Annotated in this window: 18 protein-coding genes, 1 tRNA gene and 4 pseudogenes; 15 read left to right on the top strand and 8 right to left on the bottom strand. The window is 51.8% G+C overall.

What is annotated here, in order from left to right; all coding sequences use genetic code 11:
• The first annotated feature begins 11 nt into the window (after positions 1-11).
• Complete coding sequence (locus tag ACLJNW_RS13340; RefSeq protein WP_031607265.1) at positions 12-200, top strand: hypothetical protein; 189 nt, start codon at positions 12-14, stop codon at positions 198-200.
• Positions 201-203: 3 nt separating this feature from the next.
• Here the strand turns inward: ACLJNW_RS13340 and pagN are convergent, their stop codons facing one another.
• The 4 genes from pagN to fadE form a co-directional block, all read right to left on the bottom strand.
• On the bottom strand, positions 204-923 hold the full coding sequence (gene pagN, locus ACLJNW_RS13335; RefSeq protein WP_000787610.1) for an adhesin/invasin protein PagN: 720 nt from the start codon (positions 921-923) through the stop codon (positions 204-206).
• A gap of 344 nt (positions 924-1,267) precedes the next feature.
• Complete coding sequence (locus tag ACLJNW_RS13330) at positions 1,268-1,675, bottom strand: Spy/CpxP family protein refolding chaperone (protein WP_000788200.1); 408 nt, start codon at positions 1,673-1,675, stop codon at positions 1,268-1,270.
• A gap of 370 nt (positions 1,676-2,045) precedes the next feature.
• Positions 2,046-2,813: an amidohydrolase gene (locus tag ACLJNW_RS13325; protein WP_000015789.1), complete on the bottom strand. Its 768-nt coding sequence runs from the start codon at positions 2,811-2,813 to the stop codon at positions 2,046-2,048.
• 108 nt (positions 2,814-2,921) lie between these two features.
• Positions 2,922-5,366 carry an acyl-CoA dehydrogenase FadE gene (gene fadE / locus ACLJNW_RS13320; RefSeq protein ID WP_000973041.1) on the bottom strand — a complete coding sequence of 815 codons (2,445 nt, stop codon included), beginning with the start codon at positions 5,364-5,366 and terminating at the stop codon, positions 2,922-2,924.
• A 239-nt stretch (positions 5,367-5,605) separates the two neighbouring features.
• Between fadE and lpcA the strand changes: the two genes are divergently transcribed.
• Both lpcA and ACLJNW_RS13310 read left to right on the top strand, forming a co-directional pair.
• Complete coding sequence (gene lpcA, locus ACLJNW_RS13315) at positions 5,606-6,184, top strand: D-sedoheptulose 7-phosphate isomerase (protein ID WP_000284051.1); 579 nt, start codon at positions 5,606-5,608, stop codon at positions 6,182-6,184.
• A gap of 212 nt (positions 6,185-6,396) precedes the next feature.
• Complete coding sequence (locus tag ACLJNW_RS13310) at positions 6,397-7,164, top strand: class II glutamine amidotransferase (protein ID WP_000333387.1); 768 nt, start codon at positions 6,397-6,399, stop codon at positions 7,162-7,164.
• Here ACLJNW_RS13310 and dpaA read toward each other — a convergent pair.
• On the bottom strand, positions 7,135-7,875 hold the full coding sequence (dpaA, locus tag ACLJNW_RS13305) for a peptidoglycan meso-diaminopimelic acid protein amidase (RefSeq protein ID WP_001225658.1): 741 nt from the start codon (positions 7,873-7,875) through the stop codon (positions 7,135-7,137). The two genes, ACLJNW_RS13310 and dpaA, sit on opposite strands and share 30 nt — an antisense overlap.
• A 249-nt stretch (positions 7,876-8,124) precedes the next feature.
• Between dpaA and dinB the strand changes: the two genes are divergently transcribed.
• The 3 genes from dinB (at position 8,125) to prfH (ending at position 11,149) form a co-directional block, all read left to right on the top strand.
• On the top strand, positions 8,125-9,180 hold the full coding sequence (gene dinB / locus ACLJNW_RS13300) for a DNA polymerase IV (RefSeq protein WP_001226204.1): 1,056 nt from the start codon (positions 8,125-8,127) through the stop codon (positions 9,178-9,180).
• 218 nt (positions 9,181-9,398) lie between these two features.
• The gene (locus ACLJNW_RS13295; RefSeq protein ID WP_000528886.1) at positions 9,399-10,538 is read left to right on the top strand and encodes an RNA ligase RtcB family protein; all 1,140 of its coding nucleotides are present in this window, start codon (positions 9,399-9,401) and stop codon (positions 10,536-10,538) included.
• Complete coding sequence (gene prfH, locus ACLJNW_RS13290; protein ID WP_000602086.1) at positions 10,535-11,149, top strand: peptide chain release factor H; 615 nt, start codon at positions 10,535-10,537, stop codon at positions 11,147-11,149. The genes ACLJNW_RS13295 and prfH overlap by 4 nt, the downstream gene beginning before the upstream one ends.
• Positions 11,150-11,304: 155 nt before the next feature.
• On the opposite strand, the gene pepD is transcribed toward prfH, so the two are convergent.
• Complete coding sequence (pepD, locus tag ACLJNW_RS13285; RefSeq protein WP_001292979.1) at positions 11,305-12,762, bottom strand: cytosol nonspecific dipeptidase; 1,458 nt, start codon at positions 12,760-12,762, stop codon at positions 11,305-11,307.
• Positions 12,763-13,010: 248 nt separating this feature from the next.
• Between pepD and gpt the strand changes: the two genes are divergently transcribed.
• The 3 genes from gpt to crl all read left to right on the top strand — a co-directional run bounded on the left by gpt (position 13,011) and on the right by crl (position 15,261).
• Positions 13,011-13,469 (top strand): xanthine phosphoribosyltransferase, encoded by a 459-nt coding sequence (gene gpt / locus ACLJNW_RS13280; protein ID WP_001292018.1) that lies wholly within the window; start codon positions 13,011-13,013, stop codon positions 13,467-13,469.
• A gap of 88 nt (positions 13,470-13,557) precedes the next feature.
• Positions 13,558-14,802, top strand: coding sequence for an esterase FrsA (frsA, locus tag ACLJNW_RS13275; RefSeq protein WP_000189586.1), 1,245 nt, complete (start codon positions 13,558-13,560; stop codon positions 14,800-14,802).
• 57 nt (positions 14,803-14,859) lie between these two features.
• Positions 14,860-15,261, top strand: a complete 402-nt coding sequence (gene crl, locus ACLJNW_RS13270) for a sigma factor-binding protein Crl (RefSeq protein ID WP_000174696.1) — start codon at positions 14,860-14,862, stop codon at positions 15,259-15,261.
• Between the two features lie 50 nt (positions 15,262-15,311).
• Here crl and phoE read toward each other — a convergent pair whose 3' ends face one another.
• Positions 15,312-16,364, bottom strand: coding sequence for a phosphoporin PhoE (gene phoE, locus ACLJNW_RS13265; protein WP_001043667.1), 1,053 nt, complete (start codon positions 16,362-16,364; stop codon positions 15,312-15,314).
• A gap of 282 nt (positions 16,365-16,646) precedes the next feature.
• Between phoE and proB the strand changes: the two genes are divergently transcribed.
• The 4 genes and pseudogenes from proB to ACLJNW_RS13245 form a co-directional block, all read left to right on the top strand.
• Positions 16,647-17,750 (top strand): glutamate 5-kinase, encoded by a 1,104-nt coding sequence (gene proB, locus ACLJNW_RS13260; RefSeq protein WP_001285275.1) that lies wholly within the window; start codon positions 16,647-16,649, stop codon positions 17,748-17,750.
• Positions 17,751-17,761: 11 nt separating this feature from the next.
• The gene (gene proA, locus ACLJNW_RS13255; RefSeq protein ID WP_023256403.1) at positions 17,762-19,012 is read left to right on the top strand and encodes a glutamate-5-semialdehyde dehydrogenase; all 1,251 of its coding nucleotides are present in this window, start codon (positions 17,762-17,764) and stop codon (positions 19,010-19,012) included.
• A 115-nt stretch (positions 19,013-19,127) separates the two neighbouring features.
• Positions 19,128-19,203: transfer RNA gene (locus ACLJNW_RS13250), tRNA-Thr, on the top strand.
• A 163-nt stretch (positions 19,204-19,366) separates the two neighbouring features.
• Positions 19,367-19,621: pseudogene (locus ACLJNW_RS13245) on the top strand (Arm DNA-binding domain-containing protein); the annotation flags it as partial.
• Positions 19,622-19,638: 17 nt separating this feature from the next.
• Here the strand turns inward: ACLJNW_RS13245 and ACLJNW_RS13240 are convergent.
• A pseudogene (locus ACLJNW_RS13240) lies at positions 19,639-20,307 on the bottom strand (IS3-like element ISSty2 family transposase); the annotation flags it as partial.
• A gap of 109 nt (positions 20,308-20,416) precedes the next feature.
• Here ACLJNW_RS13240 and ACLJNW_RS13235 point away from each other — a divergent pair.
• Positions 20,417-20,782 (top strand): annotated as a pseudogene (locus tag ACLJNW_RS13235) (diol dehydratase reactivase ATPase-like domain-containing protein); the annotation flags it as partial.
• Positions 20,783-20,858 (top strand): annotated as a pseudogene (locus ACLJNW_RS13230) (diol dehydratase reactivase ATPase-like domain-containing protein); the annotation flags it as partial.
• Positions 20,859-20,929: the final 71 nt, after the last annotated feature.

The raw sequence follows: 20,929 nt of genomic DNA, 5'->3' as shown, positions 1-20,929 counted from the left end.
CACATTTAGAGATCATACAACAGGACGGGACTGTTTTTGGGCAGCCGGAAGTTAAGCCCATACCAGAAACGTTGCAGTGTACTGAAAAATGGCGCCAGGTTGCACCTGTTCAAAGATTTTCTGAAGGCGCAGGAGTATTCATTACTGATATCCTCCATTGCGCCTTCGGGAACCCACAGGACCAGCTATTTTACCGATAGTGTTTAAAAGGCGTAAGTAATGCCGAGCATGAAGTCATTGGAGGCAGCCTTTGTGTCTGCATCATAAGCGGTATGTTCATCACCAGCATAGTGATTTTTTGAAATGCTTACTTTGCCAGCATTAATGTATTTATAACTGGCGTCAATCATAATATTATCTGTTACAGCATATTTTGCACCGATACCTGCGCCCCAGGCAAAGTTATTTTTTGAAGCAGACAGAGTTTCATTAATACCAAAACCAACAGGAATGGTGTTATTACTTAGCTTCACATGAGCGAGGCCAACGCCTGCGCTGATATAGGGAGTAAATGCCGTACTATTGTGAAAATCATAATAGCCATTAACCATGTAAGTGGTCATTCGGACCTGATTTTTTACATTTATGTGTACTGGATCACCAAATGCAATAATATCCTGCCCGCCTTTAGCATCCGTCTCACCTCTGAAAGTGGTATCCAGTTCTAAACGTACTGGAAGCTGGAATGGATCATAAAAGTCATAACCGATAGCAACCCCGCCGCCAAAAACGCCTTTGGTACGGTCAGGTAACGTTGCATGACCATTAACTATCTCATCCTGGCTGAAGGTTGAGTTGATTCCATAGACATTGACTACGGATGTCCCCGCTTTCCCGGTGATATAGATCCCTTCTTGTGCTGATGCAGTAGCGGACCAGGCTACCACAAGGGGAATGATGCAGACTGCGAAAAAGTTTTTCATTTCAGAACCTGCCTTAATATTGGGCTAAAAGACAAGTTTCACGGTATAGGGTGTGATATAACGATTACATAAACGAAGCCAAAAAACGGTCTATTGTAACGCTGGGTTTTCTGTAAGCGGGTAAAAAATGAGATGAAAATATTAAATAACAATACGATAATCGTCGGTATGGAAATCCATCTCCTCGCCAAATTGCCCAACGTATGCCAGCCCCACGTACGGTTTCACTTCTACGTTATGTAACGGGTAGTGTGAGATAGAGCGATGCTGTAAGAAAAAGATGAAGATGAATTTGTACCCGACCTGGATAAAGCCCGTTATCCAGGAATAACGGGCAAAAATATTTACTCAAGAGCCTGGGCGAGATCTTGTTGTACCTGTTGACGCTGTTCTGGTGTTAAGACTTTGCTTAAATCAAAATAATATTTAACCCGATAATAGCGAGCCTGTTGTTCTATGTTACTGAAGGCTGCAAGCTGCTGTTTTACGGCGGCGTCATCCCATTTACCGGATTTAATCACCTCTATCAGCGCACCGTCTTTAATTCCCTTCATAGAAATCTGACTGACGTCGGTTTCCAGTTGTTGGTGAAGTTTTTTGATCCGGGTAATCTGATCGTTTGTCAGCTTCAGATGCTGGACAATAGGATCCTGGGCGGGCAGGGGAGGATTGGGGACAGCGGTGGCGAAAGCGCCAAAAGAAACGCCCGCCAGAGTCGCTGCCAGTAAAGTTGTGCGTACAAAGTTTTTCATGAAGATATCCTGATAAGGGAGTGATTAACCGTTTTTATTACCCACGAATGGCGAGCAATTATCTTAGAGCCTATCCCATTAGGGCTATTTTACTTGCCATTTTGGACCTGGGCAGTGCTCGCCAAAACGCGTTAGCGTTTTGAACGCCGCTAGCGGCGGCCCGAAGGGCGAGCGTAGCGAGTCAAACCTCACGTACTACGTGTACGCTCCGGTTTTTGCGCGCTGTCCGTGTCCAAACTGGCTGCGCCAATAACGCCTGGTGGGATAGGCTCTTAGTCAGAATACGTTGCCTGCCACATTACGCCACGCGAATTTGTTTTACGGAGAGTTACGGAGTGAAACAATCCCGCCGCGGTGAGCGGCAGGTTGCTTACAAGGTGAATGGATCGGCATCGCGCCAGGCTGGAAATTTTTCGCGATAGTCCTGCAAGGCGACGAGAGAAAGATCGGCATCGATACGTGTCGCCTGGTGTGGTTCGGCGGTGGCGATAATGTCGCCCTGGGGATTAATGATCCGGCTATCGCCGCGATAATGTAGCCCGTTACCATCGGTGCCAACCCGGTTGCAGCCTGCGACATAAGCCTGATTTTCAATAGCGCGCGCCGTCAGTAATGTTTGCCAGTGTAGCGAGCGCGGCGCGGGCCAGTTCGCTACATACAGCGCCAGATCGTAATCATTGCGGTTGCGTGACCATATCGGAAAGCGCAGATCGTAACAGATCAGCGGCAGAATGCGCCAACCGCGCCACTGCACGATGATGCGTTTATCGCCTGCGGCATAATGTTGATGTTCATCCGCCATACGAAAGAGATGGCGCTTATCATAGAGATGAACCTTGCCTTCCGGTTCAACCAGTAAGAAGCGATTTACGGCGCCGCGCTCAGTTTGTAGCGCCGCGCTGCCGGCAATCAGAGCGTCAGTTTGTCGGGCTTTGGCCTGCATCCACGTAATCACGCTATCTTGCGAAAGTGAGTTATTAGCGGCCTCCATCGCGAAGCCGGTGGTAAACATTTCAGGCAGAACAATCACATCCCGGCCAGATACGAGCTCTAGCTGTCTGTCAAAATGACGCAGGTTTGCCGGGCCGTCCATCCAGACTAAAGGTTGTTGCAACAGAGTAATTTTCAAACCAGACACGATCGGAGCTCCTCATTGAACAGCGTCTTTACACTGTAGCATGAGCAATAATAAAAAAGCGGCAAGAAAAAGCCCCGCGAAAGCGGGGCAGGAAAGACGCGAGACTGATTATGCGGCTTCGACTTTACGCACTTTCTCCGGCAGCTTTACCGGTTTGGTCGCCAGCGCTTCAGGTTCAAAATCATCAACGTTGATACTGCGCAGGCGGCTCTCTTCCGCTTTCGCCAGAATGGCGGCTTCATCTTTATCTATAAGCCCTTTCGCCAGCGCATTGCGCGCCAGTTCATCCAGACGAGTAAACGGCAGATTTTTACCCAGTTCTTTGCAGATGCGCTGGTGGATAGGGTCGGCAGCGATGACATCACGCAGCGCTTCTTCCAGTAAACCGACCGGATTATGTTCGGCGGGCGTCAGATACTGACCGCGCCCAATGCGTGAACGTGTGGCGTTCGGCACCTGTAGGATCTTCGCCACGGCGTGATCCAGCTTATCAGACGGCGCCAGATAATGACGGCCAGTCGGGAAGATCATCGCGGTGAGCAATCCGGCCACGACGCGGTTCGGGAAGTTCTGCAGCAGATCGTCCATCGCTTGTTCAGCACGATACAGCGCATCCTGTACGCCCCAGTGTACCAGCGGCAGGTCGGCTTCGTGGCGACCTTCGTCGTCGTAACGCTTCAGTACGGCTGAGGCCAGATAAAGCTGACTCAACACATCGCCCAGACGCGCGGAGATACGCTCGCGGCGTTTCAGGCTGCCGCCCAGTACCGCCATTGACACGTCGGACAGCAGGGCCAGGTTTGCGCTCAGTCGGTTCAGATGCTGGTAATAACGCTTCGTGGCGTCGCCGGTTGGCGTATGGCTCGTTAATCCGCGGGTCAGGCCAAGCCAGAAACTGCGGACGGTATTGCTGCCGACATGACCAATATGTTTAAACAACAGTTTATCAAAGGCATTCACATCATTATTCTGCGCTGCGGCCATCTCTTCCAGTACATAAGGATGGCAGCGAATGGCGCCCTGACCAAAGATCATCATGCTACGGGTCAGGATATTCGCGCCTTCCACGGTGATCGCGATAGGCGCGCCCTGGTAAGCACGCGCCAGGAAGTTGCTCTCGCCCAGCATAATGCCTTTACCCCCAGTGATATCCATCGCGTCGATAATGGACTGCTGGCCGCGGTGGGTGCAGTGGTACTTCACGATAGCCGACAGTACCGCCGGTTTTTCGCCCAGCATAATGCCGTAGGTGATTAACGATGCGGCGGCATCCATCACATAAGCGTTACCTGCAATACGCGCCAGCGGTTCTTCAATACCTTCCATCTTGCCGATAGAAATTTTGAACTGACGACGAATGTGAGCATAGGCGCCGGTTGCCAGCGCGACGGATTTCACCCCGCCAGTGGAGTTGGACGGCAGGGTAATACCGCGTCCTACCGACAAACATTCCACCAGCATACGCCAGCCCTGTCCGGCCATTTTGGGGCCGCCGATAATATAATCAATAGGCACGAAAATATCGTTACCGCGGGTTGGGCCATTCTGGAACGGAACGTTAAGCGGGAAGTGACGACGACCAATTTCCACACCCGGCGTTGAGGTGGGGATCAGGGCGCAGGTAATACCCAGCTCTTCTTCTCCGCCTAACAATCTATCCGGATCGGAAAGCTTAAACGCCAGGCCCAACACGGTAGCTATCGGCGCCAGCGTAATGTAACGCTTGTTCCAGGTCAGACGCATACCCAGCACCTGCTGGCCCTGCCATTCGCCCATGCAAACCACGCCGGTATCCGGAATGGCGCCTGCATCAGAACCTGCTTCCGGGCTGGTCAGCGCAAAGCAGGGGATCTCCTGGCCGCGCGCCAGTCGCGGCAGATAGTGATTCTTCTGCTCTTCCGTACCATAGTGCTGCAACAACTCGCCAGGGCCGAGTGAGTTTGGAACGCCGACGGTGATAGCCAGAATTCCGGAGACGCCGGACAGTTTTTGCAGTACACGGGACTGCGCATAAGCGGAGAACTCCAGCCCGCCGTACTCTTTTTTAATGATCATCGCAAAAAAACGATGCTCTTTCAGATAAGCCCACAGTTCCGGCGGCAGATCCGCCAGTTCATGGGTAATCTGGAAATCGTTCGCCATCCGGCACGCTTCTTCTACCGGACCGTCGAGAAACGCTTGCTCTTCGGCAGTGAGTTGCGGTTGCGGATAGTTGTGCAGTTTTTTCCAGTCTGGCTTGCCCTGGAACAGATCGCCTTCCCACCAGGTTGTACCGGCATCAATCGCTTCTTTCTCAGTGCGCGACATCGGCGGCATGACCTTACGGAAGCCGCGGAACACCGGTGCGGAAATCATTGATTTTCGCATCGGTGTGAGGTTAAACGGCACGAGGATAATGGCCAGAGGAACCAACAGCCAGATGGACCACAGGCCAGCGACGCCAAGTGCGGCGGTCCAGGCGAGCAGAATCAGGCTGCTGAGAAATAAACTCACGCGGTGATAGAACAATGCGCCGAGCAGAACAACCGTAGCGATAATACTCAAAATCATCATAACGAAAAGCTCCCTTGCTTGTAGGAGGTCTGACCACTTGTGATGATTAGGTTGTAGTGGATGTAAAATTTTTTAGCAATGTGTTTACAAAATAATTACAACAAAGCTCACATTGTTGCCGTTTTTGGGGGCACGAAAAATCAAAAGCGTGAGGCGTTAATTCGGCTTATGCTTCTCGCCTGTACTGCTATCCGGTACACTGCATACTGTCATTTACATTCATGCTGAAGGATATCCTCATGTACCAGGATCTTATTCGTAACGAACTGAACGAAGCGGCGGAAACGCTGGCTAATTTTTTAAAAGATGACGCCAATATTCACGCCATTCAGCGCGCGGCGGTCCTGTTGGCTGACAGTTTTAAAGCGGGTGGTAAGGTACTTTCCTGCGGTAACGGCGGCTCCCATTGCGATGCGATGCACTTTGCTGAAGAGCTGACAGGTCGTTATCGTGAAAATCGTCCGGGCTACCCGGCAATTGCGATTTCTGATGTTAGCCATATATCCTGCGTCAGTAATGATTTTGGCTATGACTATATTTTCTCTCGTTACGTTGAGGCGGTAGGGCGCGAAGGCGATGTCCTGTTAGGGATCTCGACGTCGGGTAACTCTGGTAACGTGATTAAAGCGATTGCCGCGGCCCGTGAAAAAGGCATGAAAGTGATTACGTTGACCGGCAAAGACGGCGGCAAAATGGCGGGAACGGCGGATATTGAAATTCGCGTACCGCACTTCGGTTATGCCGATCGTATTCAGGAAATTCATATCAAAGTAATTCATATCCTGATTCAACTGATCGAAAAAGAGATGGTTAAATAACTATACCCGTCATACTTCAAGCTGCAGGTGCGTTGGTTGCGCTCAGAAACCCCAGTCACATAGTTATCTATGTTCCTGGGGATTTCCTCCCTTACCGCCTTCCTGCAACTCGAATTATTTAGGGTATAGCATATTGTTTTCTTTGATATTTTGAGATTTGATTGGCTGTAAAAATTACGCCTTCCCGCTTAAGGCGTTTGTGGAGGTGATGTATGTGCGAACTGCTTGGGATGAGCGCCAATGTGCCGACGGATATCTGCTTTAGCTTCACCGGACTGGTGCAGCGTGGCGGCGGAACCGGGCCGCATAAAGACGGCTGGGGAATTACCTTTTACGAAGGAAAGGGCTGTCGCACGTTTAAAGATCCGCAACCGAGCTACCATTCGCCGATTGCGAAACTGGTACAGAATTACCCGATCAAGTCCTGCTCGGTTATCGCCCATATCCGTCAGGCTAATCGCGGTGAAGTGGCGCTGGAAAATACACACCCTTTTACCCGGGAATTATGGGGACGCAACTGGACTTATGCTCATAACGGTCAGCTCAACGGTTATAAGTCGCTGGAAACCGGTAATTTTCGTCCGGTGGGGGAAACCGACAGCGAAAAAGCGTTTTGCTGGCTATTGCATAAATTAACGCAGCGTTATCCCCGCACGCCGGGCAACATGACAGCGGTATTTAAATATATTGCGACACTGGCGACGGTATTACGTGAAAAAGGCGTTTTTAACATGCTGCTGTCAGATGGGCGATATGTGATGGCGTTTTGCTCAACCCATTTGCACTGGATCACTCGCCGGGCGCCGTTTGGCGTAGCCACGCTGGTGGATCAGGATATGGAAATTGATTTCAGCTCACAGACCACGCCAAATGACGTGGTTACCGTGATTGCTACCCAGCCGCTAACGGGGAATGAAACCTGGCAAAAGATTATGCCAGGCGAATGGGCGTTATTTTGCCTCGGAGAGCGTATAATTTGAGGCCAGCTGTGGCTGAACGACTTCGTGACTCAACGGTTTGCTCACGACGTAACGTCCATCAACGATAGAAACAGTTGGCGGCTTATGCGTCTGTTCAAAATAATCGTAGCCGGGTTTTAGCTGCGCCCAGAAATCTTTGTAATATGAATATTTATGACGCTGCATATTGGCGTCGGTCATCCGGAACGGATAAATACTCACCTGCACGCTCGGCTGACCAAAGACCAGCGCGGCGGTGACAAACTGGAAAATCTCATCAATGCCGCTATCGGTCATGGCATAGCAGCCGACGGAAACACAGGCGCCGTGAATCATCAGATATTTACCATCATAGCCATGCGCGCGATCGTAGGCATTGGGAAAACCAATGTTGATGGCCTTATAAAAACGGCTGTCTGGCTTGAGTTGATTGCGCTGAACGCTGTAAAACCCTTCCGGACTTTTAAAATCGCCCTGACGGCGTTTCGGGCCTAACCCACCGGAATAGTTGCAAATTTTGTAGCTATCAAGCAACTGGTATTGCTCACCCATTTTGACGTAGAGATCAAGAGTGCGCTCTTCTTTAAAAATCTGAATATAGACCGGTGAGCCCATTAACTGCTGCTTATACTCTTTACTGACCGGCGTGACGGGGCTGCTGCTGCTCAGCAAACCGGCAAACGAGACGCACGGCATCAGAAGCATCGCAAGAAAAAATGCGATTTTACGCATACTGCTTGTTCCTTGATAAAACGGTTACACACGCCAGAACGGCAAAAGAGTCCCCAAATCGGAGTAATCTGGATTTGGAGCGCTCACATTAGCACCACGGCAGTTTTTCGCAAGTCCCCGTGTGTACGTTTACAATTTTCCCGCCGCTTTCGTCGTCATACCTTCGAATATGTCGCATTTTTAACGCGAATGTCTCTTTGCGCGCAATAAAACATACTGTACACTTAAACAGTATTGTGGGGGCGAGCGATGCGCAAAATCATACATGTTGATATGGACTGTTTTTTTGCCGCGGTAGAGATGCGTGATAATCCGGCGTTACGCGATATCCCCATTGCCATTGGCGGGAGTCGTGAGCGAAGAGGCGTTATCAGTACCGCCAACTATCCTGCGCGCCAGTTTGGCGTACGTAGCGCGATGCCGACCGCCATGGCGCTAAAGCTGTGCCCCCATCTCACCTTACTGCCTGGCCGCTTTGACGCCTATAAAGAGGCTTCGCGGCATGTACGTGACATCTTTTCCCGCTACACTTCACTGATTGAACCGCTCTCGCTGGATGAAGCCTGGCTGGATGTGACTGACAGCCCGCACTGTTATGGTTCGGCAACTCTGATCGCCAGGGAGATTCGTCAGACTATTTTCAATGAACTGCAACTCACCGCCTCCGCCGGCGTTGCGCCAGTGAAATTTCTGGCGAAGATCGCCTCCGATCTCAATAAACCGAACGGACAATATGTTATTACGCCAGCCGATGTACCCGGCTTTCTTAAAACGTTGCCGTTAGCCAAAATTCCAGGCGTGGGGAAAGTTTCCGCCGCTAAACTGGAAAATATGGGGTTAAGAACCTGCGGGGATATTCAACAGTGCGATCTGGCGATGCTTCTCAAACGCTTTGGTAAATTTGGCCGGGTATTATGGGAGCGTAGTCAGGGTATTGACGAGCGTGATGTTAACAGCGAAAGGCTGCGTAAATCGGTAGGTGTTGAGCGTACTCTGGCGGAGGATATTCATGAATGGTCGGACTGCGAGGCCATTATTGAACATTTATATCCGGAACTGGAGCGTCGTCTGGCTATAGTAAAGCCCGATTTACTGATTGCCCGACAGGGCGTTAAATTAAAATTTAATGATTTTCAGCAAACCACTCAGGAACATGTCTGGCCGCAATTAAATAAAGAAGACTTAATTACCACCGCCCGTAAAACCTGGGACGAGCGTCGCGGCGAGCGCGGCGTACGGCTGGTGGGGCTACATGTAACGCTGCTCGACCCTCAGTTGGAACGACAGTTGGTGTTAGGGTTATAAGTCAGGCTATTAAGATTTTATCACTATTACGATTGCGCCATCTAAATTTCAGTATTACTATACCCGCGTTTTCTCATTCTCAATAACTGCAAAGGAGGTTCATCATGACACTTTATTCTCTGAACGCACTTTGCAGACCTTTCCAGGATTAATTTTCTTTTATTGCCCTGGATTAGTCTGCCATTTCCTGATTTTTTAATTCATATATGGAATGGTATATGGGCAATTATATTCGTCCTTTATCAGATGTGGTATTTTCTATCGCATCAGATAACCTGTGGATCGAAGATTCCGCGATCCAACAATTATATACGACGGCTAAGTTAACCGGTATGAAACGCGTTATCGGGATGCCAGATCTGCATCCGGGGCGCGGCTACCCTATTGGCGCAGCCTTTTTCTCGCGTGGACGCTTTTATCCGGCGCTGGTCGGCAACGATATCGGCTGCGGCATGGCGTTATGGCAAACGGATATTTTAGGGCGTAAATATAACGCCGATAAACTGGAGAAGCGGCTGGCGTCGCTGCCTGACGTGGCGGACGCGCAGTGGCTGGAGGAGAATGTCCCCGCCGCAATGCAGCATCATTCGTGGCGCTCTGCGCTGGGTTCTATTGGCGGCGGCAATCATTTTGCCGAGCTGCAACAGGTCGATCGCATCGTCGATGCTGATTCGTTCGCTTTGTCGGGGTTGCAAAAAGCGCAGTTATTACTGTTGGTACACAGTGGTTCACGCGGTCTGGGGCAAGCTATCCTGCGTCGTCATGTGGAGGCGTTTTCGCATAACGGTTTGCCGGAAGATAGCGACGATGCGCGCCGCTACCTTGCAGAACATGACGATGCGCTGGCATTTGCCCGCAGTAATCGCGCGCTGATTGCCCGCCGGATACTGCAACAACTCAAGGCTGAGGGCGAACCGCGGCTGGATGTGGCGCATAACTTCGTTGAACCCTGTACTGTCGCGGGTGAGGCGGGGTGGCTGCACCGTAAAGGCGCTACGCCAGATGGGCAGGGACTGGTGATTATCCCCGGCTCGCGCGGCGATTATAGCTGGCTGGTGAAACCCGTCGTCAGCGAGGAGAGCCTCTTCTCCCTGGCGCACGGTGCGGGGCGCAAATGGATGCGTACCGAGTGTAAAGACCGGTTATCGGCAAAATTTACCCCGCGACAGCTCTGCCGTACCGGGATGGGTAGCCGGGTGATTTGCCGCGATCGCCAGCTCATTTATGAAGAAGCGCCGCAGGCGTATAAATCCATCGATAGCGTTGTGGATTGTCTGGCAGACGCCGGACTGATTACGCCGGTTGCCTGCCTGCGTCCGGTGCTGACGCTGAAAACCTCAGGGGAGAAAAGCGCATGATCTTACTGCAACTTTCTTCTGCGCAGGGACCGGACGAGTGTTGTCTGGCGGTAAAAAAAGCGCTGGATTGTCTGACGAAAGAAGCCGCCAGAGAAAAGGTATCGCTGACACGGCTTGAAACAGAGCCGGGACGATTACCAGACACGCTGCGTTCTGCGCTGGTCTCGCTGGACGGCGAAAAAGCCATGGCTTTCAGTGAACGTTGGTGCGGCACGTTACTGTGGATTTGTACCAGCCCGTATCGCCCGCACCATGGGCGAAAAAACTGGTACGTCGGCATTGGGCGCTTTTCCGCCGACGAGCACATACAGTCTGATGAGATTCGTTTCGAGACTCTGCGCTCTTCCGGCCCGGGTGGGCAGCACGTTAATAAAACCGACTCGGCAGTGCGGGCCACGCACCTGGCGAGCGGGATTAGCGTGAAGGTTCAGTCGGAGCGCAGTCAACATGCGAATAAGCGTCTGGCCCGGCTGCTGATTGCCTGGCGGCTGGAACAGCAACGGCAAAATGAGTGTGCGGCGTTGAAGTCTGAAAGGCGTCTGTTCCATCATCAGATTGAGCGCGGCAATCCGCTGCGGATATTTAAAGGAATGGCGTTTACGCCACAATAATTCGGTGTTACCGGCGCTGTTATAGGGCTGTCCGGCTATTCGCGTGTAGCCGCAGCGCTATTCAGCGCATCCAGGAGAGTTTATCTGGCAATAGATACCCGATATTCCATATTGATAGCCCGTTCCAGAAATGGGACGGGCATTTTAGCGCTTTCTTACTTCGCAGGAATCGCTTTCAGCAATTCGGTCAGCAGAGTCCAGTAGTGGCCGACGCTTTCGATATGTACCTGCTCATCCGGAGAGTGAGGTCCGGTAATGGTAGGCCCAATAGAAACCATGTCCATATCCGGATAGGGTTTCTTAAACAGACCGCATTCCAGGCCGGCGTGGATAATCTGGATGTTCGGTGTCTTGTTGAACAGACGCTGATAGGTTTCCCGCACCAGGTGCATGACCGGCGAGTTCGCATCGGGCTGCCAGCCAGGATAGCTGCCTTTTGCTTCGGTTTTCGCGCCAGCCAGCTTGCCCAGCGAATCCAGCATACTCACCACATAATCTTTACCGCTGTCGATTAGAGAGCGAATCAGGCAGTGAATTTCGACATTCGCATCAGACATTGTGACCACGCCAACGTTCAGCGATGTTTCCACTACGCCTTTCGCCACGTCTGAATTGCGGATCACGCCGTTCGGCGTTGCGTTCAGCAGGCGCACAAAGGTATCGCGTGACGGCGCGGTCAATGCGGCTTTATCACTGGCAACCTCATTGAGTTGCAGCGTCAGGTTTTTCTCTTTTTCCGCCAGTTCGTTTTTCAGAATATCCTGGTAAGCGTTCACTAATGTTTTCAGAGCGCCTACGTTGTCTGTGGCAACGGCGAGGGTAGCGAACGCTTCGCGCGGAATCGCGTTACGCAGCGTGCCGCCGTTGAAATCGATCAGACGCAGATCCAGTTCTTCTGCGTGCCCGGCCAGAAAACGCGCCAGCAATTTGTTGGCATTGCCAAGACCGAGGTGAATTTCACCACCGGAGTGGCCGCCTTTCAGGCCTTTCAGGGTTAGCTTAAAGCACGCAAATCCTGCGGGTACAGCTTCACGGGTCAACGGCAGATTAGAGGTAAAATCAATACCGCCTGCGCAGCCCATATAGATCTCACCTTCTTCTTCAGAGTCGGTGTTGATCAGGATGTCGGCCTGCAACCAGCCGGACTGGAGGCCGAACGCGCCATCCATGCCCGCTTCTTCGGTCATGGTCAGCAGCACTTCCAGCGGGCCGTGGACGACATTATCGTCAGCCAGTACCGCTAACGCAGAAGCCATTCCAATACCATTGTCGGCGCCGAGCGTAGTACCGCGCGCTTTAACCCATTCGCCATCAATATAAGGCTGGATAGGATCTGTAGTGAAGTCGTGAACGGTGTCGCTATTTTTTTGCGGCACCATATCCAGATGCGCCTGTAAAACGACCGGCTTGCGATTTTCCATACCTGCAGTGGCGGGCTTACGGATCAGAATATTACCGACCTGGTCGCGATCCACGTAAAGGCCTTTCTCTTTGGCCCAACTCACAATATGTTCCGCGAGTTGCTCTTCGTGATAGGACGGGTGAGGAATAGAACAGATTTTGGCAAAAATATCCCACAAAGGTTGTGGTGATAACTGAGACAGTTCAGACACGATAAGTCTCCTTGGCGGTGGTCTGAAAAACGTTCTTACAGGCCACAGGGTTAGCGGAATTGATAACTCTTACGAGATGCGACTGAGAATACCACTTTCTCCGCCTGCGGGTAGTATAAAGCATACAAAAAGAGGCGTGGATTCCGCTAAACACTGGTTTTTAGCGCGTCAGGTCTCTATAATCTCGCGCAACTATTTCCCCCTCGAACACTTTTTAAGCCGTAGATAAACAGGCTGGGACACTTCACATGAGCGAAAAATACGTCGTCACCTGGGACATGTTGCAGATTCACGCACGCAAACTGGCGAGCCGCCTCATGCCTTCAGAACAATGGAAAGGCATTATTGCCGTAAGTCGTGGCGGCCTTGTACCGGGCGCACTACTGGCGCGTGAATTGGGCATTCGTCATGTCGATACCGTATGCATCTCCAGCTACGATCACGATAACCAGCGCGAACTGAAAGTGCTGAAACGTGCAGAAGGCGACGGCGAAGGCTTTATCGTCATCGACGATCTGGTCGATACCGGCGGTACCGCCGTCGCGATTCGCGAAATGTACCCTAAAGCGCATTTCGTCACGATTTTCGCTAAACCGGCGGGCCGTCCGCTGGTTGATGATTATGTTATTGATATTCCTCAGAACACCTGGATTGAACAGCCCTGGGATATGGGTGTGGTATTTGTACCGCCGATTTCAGGTCGTTAATCAGCAGCTTTTCAGAGCGCCCGGCAATGCCGGGCGCTGTTTTATTGGTTACAATAAGCCTCTATGAGTATCCAAGGAGGCTGCACGAATGACACAGGCTAACCTCAGCGAAACCCTGTTCAAACCCCGCTTTAAACATACTGAAACGTCTACCCTTGTCCGTCGGTTCAATCGTGGGTCGCAGCCGCCCATGCAATCCGCGCTGGACGGTAAGAACGTCCCGCACTGGTATCGCATGATAAACCGCCTGATGTGGATTTGGCGCGGCGTTGACCCACGAGAAATCCTTGATGTGCAGGCGCGCATTGTGATGAGCGACGCAGAGCGAACGGATGATGATTTATACGATACGGTCATCGGTTACCGCGGCGGCAACTGGATTTATGAGTGGGCAAAGCAGGCGATGGACTGGCAGCAGAAAGCCTGTCAGGAACAGGACGCCATGCGCAGCGGACGCTACTGGCTTCATGCCTCAACGCTCTATAACATTGCCGCCTACCCGCATTTGAAGGGCGATGAGCTGGCGGAGCAGGCGCAGGCGCTGGCGAATCGCGCCTATGAAGAGGCCGCGCAGCGGTTGCCAGGCTCGTTACGTGAAATGGAATTTGCCGTTCCTGGCGGTTCGCCTGTCACCGCGTTTTTACATATGCCGAAAGGGGATGGCCCGTTTCCGACGGTGCTCATGTGCGGCGGCCTGGACGCCATGCAAACCGACTATTACACCCTGTATGAACGCTATTTCGCGCCGCGCGGTATCGCGATGTTAACGCTTGATATGCCTTCGGTTGGATTTTCATCAAAGTGGAAATTAACCCAGGATTCCAGCTTGCTCCATCAGCATGTGTTAAAAGCGCTTCCTAATGTCCCCTGGGTGGATCATACCCGTGTTGCGGCGTTTGGTTTCCGTTTTGGCGCCAATGTTGCGGTGCGTCTGGCCTATCTGGAAGCGCCGCGTTTGAAGGCGGTGGCTTGCCTGGGGCCGGTGGTCCATGCGCTACTTAGCGATCCGCAACGACAGAGCACGGTGCCGGAGATGTATCTGGATGTGCTGGCCAGCCGTCTGGGTATGCATGATGCTTCGGATGAGGCGCTGCGTGTGGAGCTCAATCGCTATTCGTTGAAAGTACAGGGGCTACTGGGCAGACGTTGTCCTACGCCAATGCTTTCCGGCTTCTGGAAAAACGATCCTTTCAGCCCGGAAGAAGAGTCTCGCTTAATTACAACATCATCTTCAGACGGTAAGCTGATAGAGATCCCTTTTAACCCGGTGTACCGTAATTTTGACCACGCGCTGCAAGAAATTACCGACTGGATTAATCATAGATTGTGTTAATAGATTGATAAATTCTATTGATTTGGTAAAACAGTTGCTTCATTAAAGGAGATCGCAATGACGTTACCGAGTGGACACCCGAAAAGTAGATTGATCAAGAAATTTACCGCGCTTGGCCCTTATATCCGGGAAGGGCAGTGCGAAGACAATCGTTTTTTTTTCGATTGCCTGGCAGTTTGCGTCAACGTGAAGCCCGCGCCAGAGAAGCGTGAATTTTGGGGCTGGTGGATGGAGCTGGAAGCACAAGAGAAACGCTTCACTTATCGTTATCAGTTTGGTTTGTTTGATAAAGAGGGCAACTGGACCGTAGTGCCGATTAACGAAACCGAAGTGGTGGAGCGACTGGAATACACGCTACGCGAGTTTCATGAAAAACTACGCGACCTGCTGATTTCTATGGAGCTGGCGCTGGAGCCGTCTGACGATTTCAACGACGAGCCGGTAAAACTGTCGGCATAACCCTGCTGCCATGCCTGATGGCGTAGCGCCATCAGGCACAATGCGACTTATCAGAACTGGTAGGTCAACCCTATTGCCACAATATCATCGTCATTAATGCCTAACGTGTTATCGCTATCAAGCTGATTGATTTTGTAATCTACAAACGCGGACATATTTTTGTTGAAATAATAGGTTGCGCCAACGTCAATGTAATTCACCAAATCCTCACTGCCGACGCCCTCAATATCTTTGCCTTTTGACAGCACATAGCCTAATGACGGACGCAGACCAAAGTCAAACTGATACTGGATAACCGCTTCGAAGTTTTGAGTTTTATTGGCAAATCCGCCGGAAACTGGCGTCATGTTGCGGGTTTCTGAATAGAAAGTCGCAATATAAATATCATTCGCGTCATACTTAACACCCGTAGCCCAGGCTTCGGCTTTATCGCCCGTACCGCGGCGCTGCAGATTTTGCTCCCTGGTGCGATCGGAGAGAGTATAAGCGCCGCTGACGGCAAAATCACTGCCGCCGAAATCATAGCTCACGGAAGTGCCGAAGCCGTCGCCGTTTTGCTTTTTCACATCGCGATCTTCGTTTTTCCCCTGATACTGTAAGGTAAGATCCAGTCCATCAACGATGCCGAAGAAATCGGTATTGCGGTAAGTCGCCAGCCCGCTGGCGCGTTTAGTCATAAAATTATCGGTCTGGGCGGAAGAGTCGCCGCCGAATTCGGGAAACATATCCGTCCAGGCCTCAACATCGTACAGCGCGCCCAGGTTACGTCCATAGTCAAAAGAACCGATATCTTTTAATTTCAGGCCAGCAAAGGCCAGGCGGGTTTTTTGCTGGGACGAATCACTTTCGGCTTTATTACCGGCAAACTCAGCTTCCCAGCGCCCGTAGCCGGTCAATTGATCGTTAATTTGCGTTTCGCCTTTAAAACCAAAACGAACGTAGCTTTGATCGCCATCTTTGCTGTCATAATCGCTCATATAGTGCATGGCTTTAACTTTTCCATACACATCAAGCTTATTACCGTTTTTATTGTAAACCTCGGCGGCGTGAACAGATGCTGATGCGATGATACTCACCACTATTGCCAGAGTGCTTTTATTCATTTCCATTCCTGTTTTAATTACGCGCTATGATTTGTCGGGAAACCCGGTAAAAAACAGGAAGGTTTTTAACGTTCGGTAATGAAAGATTTATGACAAAGTGAGAATTTTTTTAAAAAAATATGTTTAATTGTTGCGGTAATAAAATGGTCAAATTCCGCCGCTACGCTTGCTGATCCTGCGCAACAAAATTTCACGCTACGCGTACAGGTTGTTGGCAACCGGAGCCAGTCCTGCTAAAACGTTCATTTGGTCTTTATTTCTTATTTTGAACGGCAGAGAATCATGAGTGACAGCCAGACGCTGGTCGTAAAACTCGGCACCAGCGTGCTAACAGGCGGATCGCGCCGCCTGAACCGTGCCCATATCGTAGAACTTGTCCGCCAGTGCGCGCAGTTACACGCCGCGGGACATCGTATTGTTATTGTTACCTCTGGCGCGATTGCCGCCGGACGTGAACATCTCGGCTACCCGGAACTGCCGGCAACAATTGCCTCTAAACAGCTTCTGGCGGCGGTAGGGCAAAGCCGCTTGATTCAACTGTGGGAGCAGTTGTTTTCAATTTACGGTATCCATATCGGGCAGATGCTGTTGACGCGTGCGGATATGGAAGACAGAGAGCGCTTTCTGAACGCCCGCGATACGCTACGTGCATTACTGGATAACCATATTGTGCCGGTTATCAATGAAAATGATGCCGTTGCGACAGCGGAAATTAAAGTGGGCGACAACGATAACCTCTCCGCGCTGGCGGCGATCCTGGCAGGCGCGGATAAACTGCTGCTGCTGACCGATCAGCAAGGATTATTTACCGCCGATCCGCGTAGCAATCCGCAGGCGGAGCTTATCAAAGATGTGTATGGCGTTGACGATGCGCTGCGCTCTATCGCGGGAGACAGCGTTTCCGGGCTGGGAACCGGTGGTATGAGCACTAAGCTTCAGGCGGCAGACGTGGCCTGTCGCGCGGGTATTGATACGATTATTGCCTCAGGCAGTAAACCGGGCGTGATCGGCGATGTGATGGAGGGGATTTCCGTCGGCACCCGTTTTCATGCGCAAGCCTCGCCGCTGGAAAACCGCAAACGTTGGATCTTCGGCGCGCCGCCGGCAGGTGAAATTACGGTTGATGAAGGCGCGACCGCGGCAATGCTGGAACGTGGCAGTTCACTTCTGCCAAAAGGCATCAAAAGCGTGACGGGCAATTTCTCGCGGGGGGAGGTCATCAGAATTTGTAACCTGCAAGGGCGTGATATTGCTCATGGCGTCAGCCGTTATAACAGTGATGCTCTGCGGCGGATAGCCGGTCACCACTCTCAACAAATCGATGCGATTCTGGGCTATGAATATGGCCCGGTCGCTGTTCATCGTGATGACATGATTACTCGATAAGGAACAGGCATATGCTGGAACAAATGGGCATTGCTGCTAAAGCGGCGTCGTATAAGCTGGCGCTGCTCTCCAGCGGCGAAAAAAATCGCGTGCTGGAAAAAATAGCCGATGAACTGGAAGCGCAAATGGAAAGTATCCTCAGCGCGAACGTACAAGATGTTGAGCAGGCGCGAGCCAATGGCCTGAGCGAAGCGATGCTGGACCGCCTGGCGCTGACCCCTGCGCGTCTGAAAGCGATTGCTGACGATGTGCGCCAGGTCTGTAATCTCGCCGACCCGGTCGGGCAGGTGATCGACGGCGGTCTGCTGGACAGCGGGCTACGTCTGGAGCGCCGCCGCGTGCCGTTGGGCGTGGTTGGCGTTATCTATGAGGCGCGTCCGAATGTTACCGTTGATGTGGCTTCTTTGTGTCTGAAAACCGGTAATGCGGTGATTCTACGCGGTGGGAAAGAGACGCATCGCACGAATGCCGCAACCGTTCGTGTCATTCAGAAGGCGCTGAAAGCTTGCGGTTTACCGGAGGCAGCGGTTCAGGCGATTGATAATCCGGATCGTTCGCTGGTCAATGAAATGCTGCGTATGGATAAGTACATCGATATGCTGATCCCGCGCGGCGGCGCAGGCTTGCATAAACTGTGCCGCGAGCAATCCACCATTCCGGTGATTACCGGCGGGATTGGCGTGTGCCATATTTTTGTTGATAGCAGCGCAGACATCGCCCCGGCGCTGAAGATTATTGTCAACGCCAAAACCCAGCGCCCGAGCACCTGTAACACGGTGGAAACCTTGCTGGTGCATCAGGACATCGCAGAACGCTTTTTGCCTGCGCTGAACAAGCAGATGGCGGAGAGCGGCGTAACGTTGCATGGGGATGAAACCGTCATGCAGGTACTGCATGGCCCTGCCAAACTGGTGCCGCTGAAACCGGAAGAGCTGGATAACGAGTTTCTGTCTCTGGATCTGAACGTTGTGGTGGTCGAAAATATGGATGGCGCTATCGCCCACATTCGCGAACATGGTACTCAGCACTCCGATGCGATTTTGACGTGTGATATGCATAATGCTGCGCGTTTTGTGAACGAAGTGGATTCCGCTGCGGTTTATGTCAACGCCTCTACCCGTTTTACCGACGGCGGGCAGTTTGGGCTTGGCGCAGAAGTGGCGGTCAGCACGCAGAAATTACATGCCCGCGGTCCGATGGGGCTTGAAGCGCTTACCACCTATAAGTGGATCGGCTTTGGCGATGGTACGATTCGTGCGTAATTAATGACGAGCGGTGCAAAAATAGCCGGTTGAGTAGCAAGGCTATTGACGCACCGCCCGGTTAGTTTTAACCTTCTACCCCGTGATTCACCCGCGTGAACACATCCTTCTCAGGGCCGATATAGCTCAGTTGGTAGAGCAGCGCATTCGTAATGCGAAGGTCGTAGGTTCGACTCCTATTATCGGCACCATCTCAAGTTCCTCAAACGTCCGTATTCATCCATAAATACACTGATTTATAACGACTTTATTGCTTTTTTGTCCATCACCGTCCGTAACCATCCAGTAGAATCCGACACTGAATGTGTATAGGATTGTGTATATGTTCCTGTTCGGTCTTGGATTCCTATCCACATGCCTTTAAACGATATGCAGATTCGCCGCGCTAAGCCTGAAACTAAAGCCTATACACTCGGAGATGGGCAAGGGTTGTCATTGCTAATTGAACCTAATGGAAGCAAGAGCTGGCGGTTCCGTTATCGTTTTGCCGGTAAGCCAAAAATGATCTCGCCGGGTGTGTATCCGACGATCACACTTGCAGATGTCAGTTCTCGTCGTGATGATGCCCGAAAACTTGTGGCAGAAGGAAAGAGCTGTGATCCTACCCGCGTAATATGGGCACAACCCTAAGCGAGGTTCTGGTTTTCAAATTGTTCCGGACTGAGACCGCCACAGGCACTGTGACGACGCCACCGATTGTAATCACACTCACTATAATTAAACACTGCTGTCCGCATTATTTCCCGGCTGACAAAGTCCTCTCCGTGGATACATTCCACCCTCAGCGTATGGAAGAAGCTTTCCGCACAGGCATTGTCGTAACAACAACCTCTGGCGCTCATACTTCCCCGCAGATTATGGCGTTTCAGTAAGCTCTGGTAATCCGTTGAACAGTACTGACCGCCTCTGTCTGTATGCACGATGACATTTTCCGGACATTTACGCCGCCACAGCGCCATCTGTAACGCATCGCAGGCAAGCTGTGCTGTCATCCGCGAGGACATCGACCAGCCAATGACTGACCGCGACCACAGATCGATAACCACGGCCAGATAAAGCCAGCCTTCACCAGTGCGAAGATACGTGATGTCACCCACCCACTTCTGATTCGGGCCGCTGGCGTAAAAGTCCTGCTTCAGCAGATTCTCTGAGACTGGCAGACCATGTTTGCGGTAACTGACCGGACGGAACCGGCGCGAGGCTTTCGCCCGCAGCCCCTGCCGACGCAGGCTGGCCGCCACGGTTTTCACGTTGAACTGGTAACCCTGAGCACGAAGCTCATCCGTCAGGCGTGTGCTGCTTGCGTGGCTTTTTGGTGGTTGATGCTGGTTTTGTCATGTGAGTCACCTCTTACTTGTGAGTTTACTCACTTAGTCGCGTGTCCACTATTGCTGGGTAAGATCAATGGCCTCGCTGACCGGTCATGACATGAACGCCGTGCATATCCAGGATCTTCTGGCGGTGGATACGTTTATTCCCCGCGCGGTGCAGGGTGGCATTGCCGGGGAATGTTCAATGGAAAACGCCGTTGGCATTGCGGCAATGGTGAAATCCGATCGCTTACAGATGCAGGCTATCGCCAGCGAGCTAAGCGCCCGGTTAAATACCCCAGTTGAAGTCGGTGGTGTGGAAGCCAACATGGCTGTGGCTGGCGCGTTAACGACGCCTGGATGCGCCGCGCCGCTGGCGATCCTCGATTTAGGCGCAGGATCCACCGATGCCGCCATTATCAATAACGATGGCGTAGTACGGCGTTGTCGCCGGGCAGGGTAATATCTGTGGTACTGAAGGCCCGCGCAATGCGGTAGCGACCGGGCTGGTTTTAGCCGGAGAAGCCAAAAAATAGTGCAGAAAACAGCCGCGCAAGCGTTTAGCTGCGGGGTAAGTCAAAGAAAGGCGATGTTCTCTTTGATATCC

This window comes from Salmonella sp. SAL4457, assembly GCF_046548235.1.
Taxonomy (GTDB): domain Bacteria; phylum Pseudomonadota; class Gammaproteobacteria; order Enterobacterales; family Enterobacteriaceae; genus Salmonella; species Salmonella enterica.
Note: the sequence above shows the minus strand (reverse complement) of the source record. Positions and strands in the feature narration are given on the sequence as shown.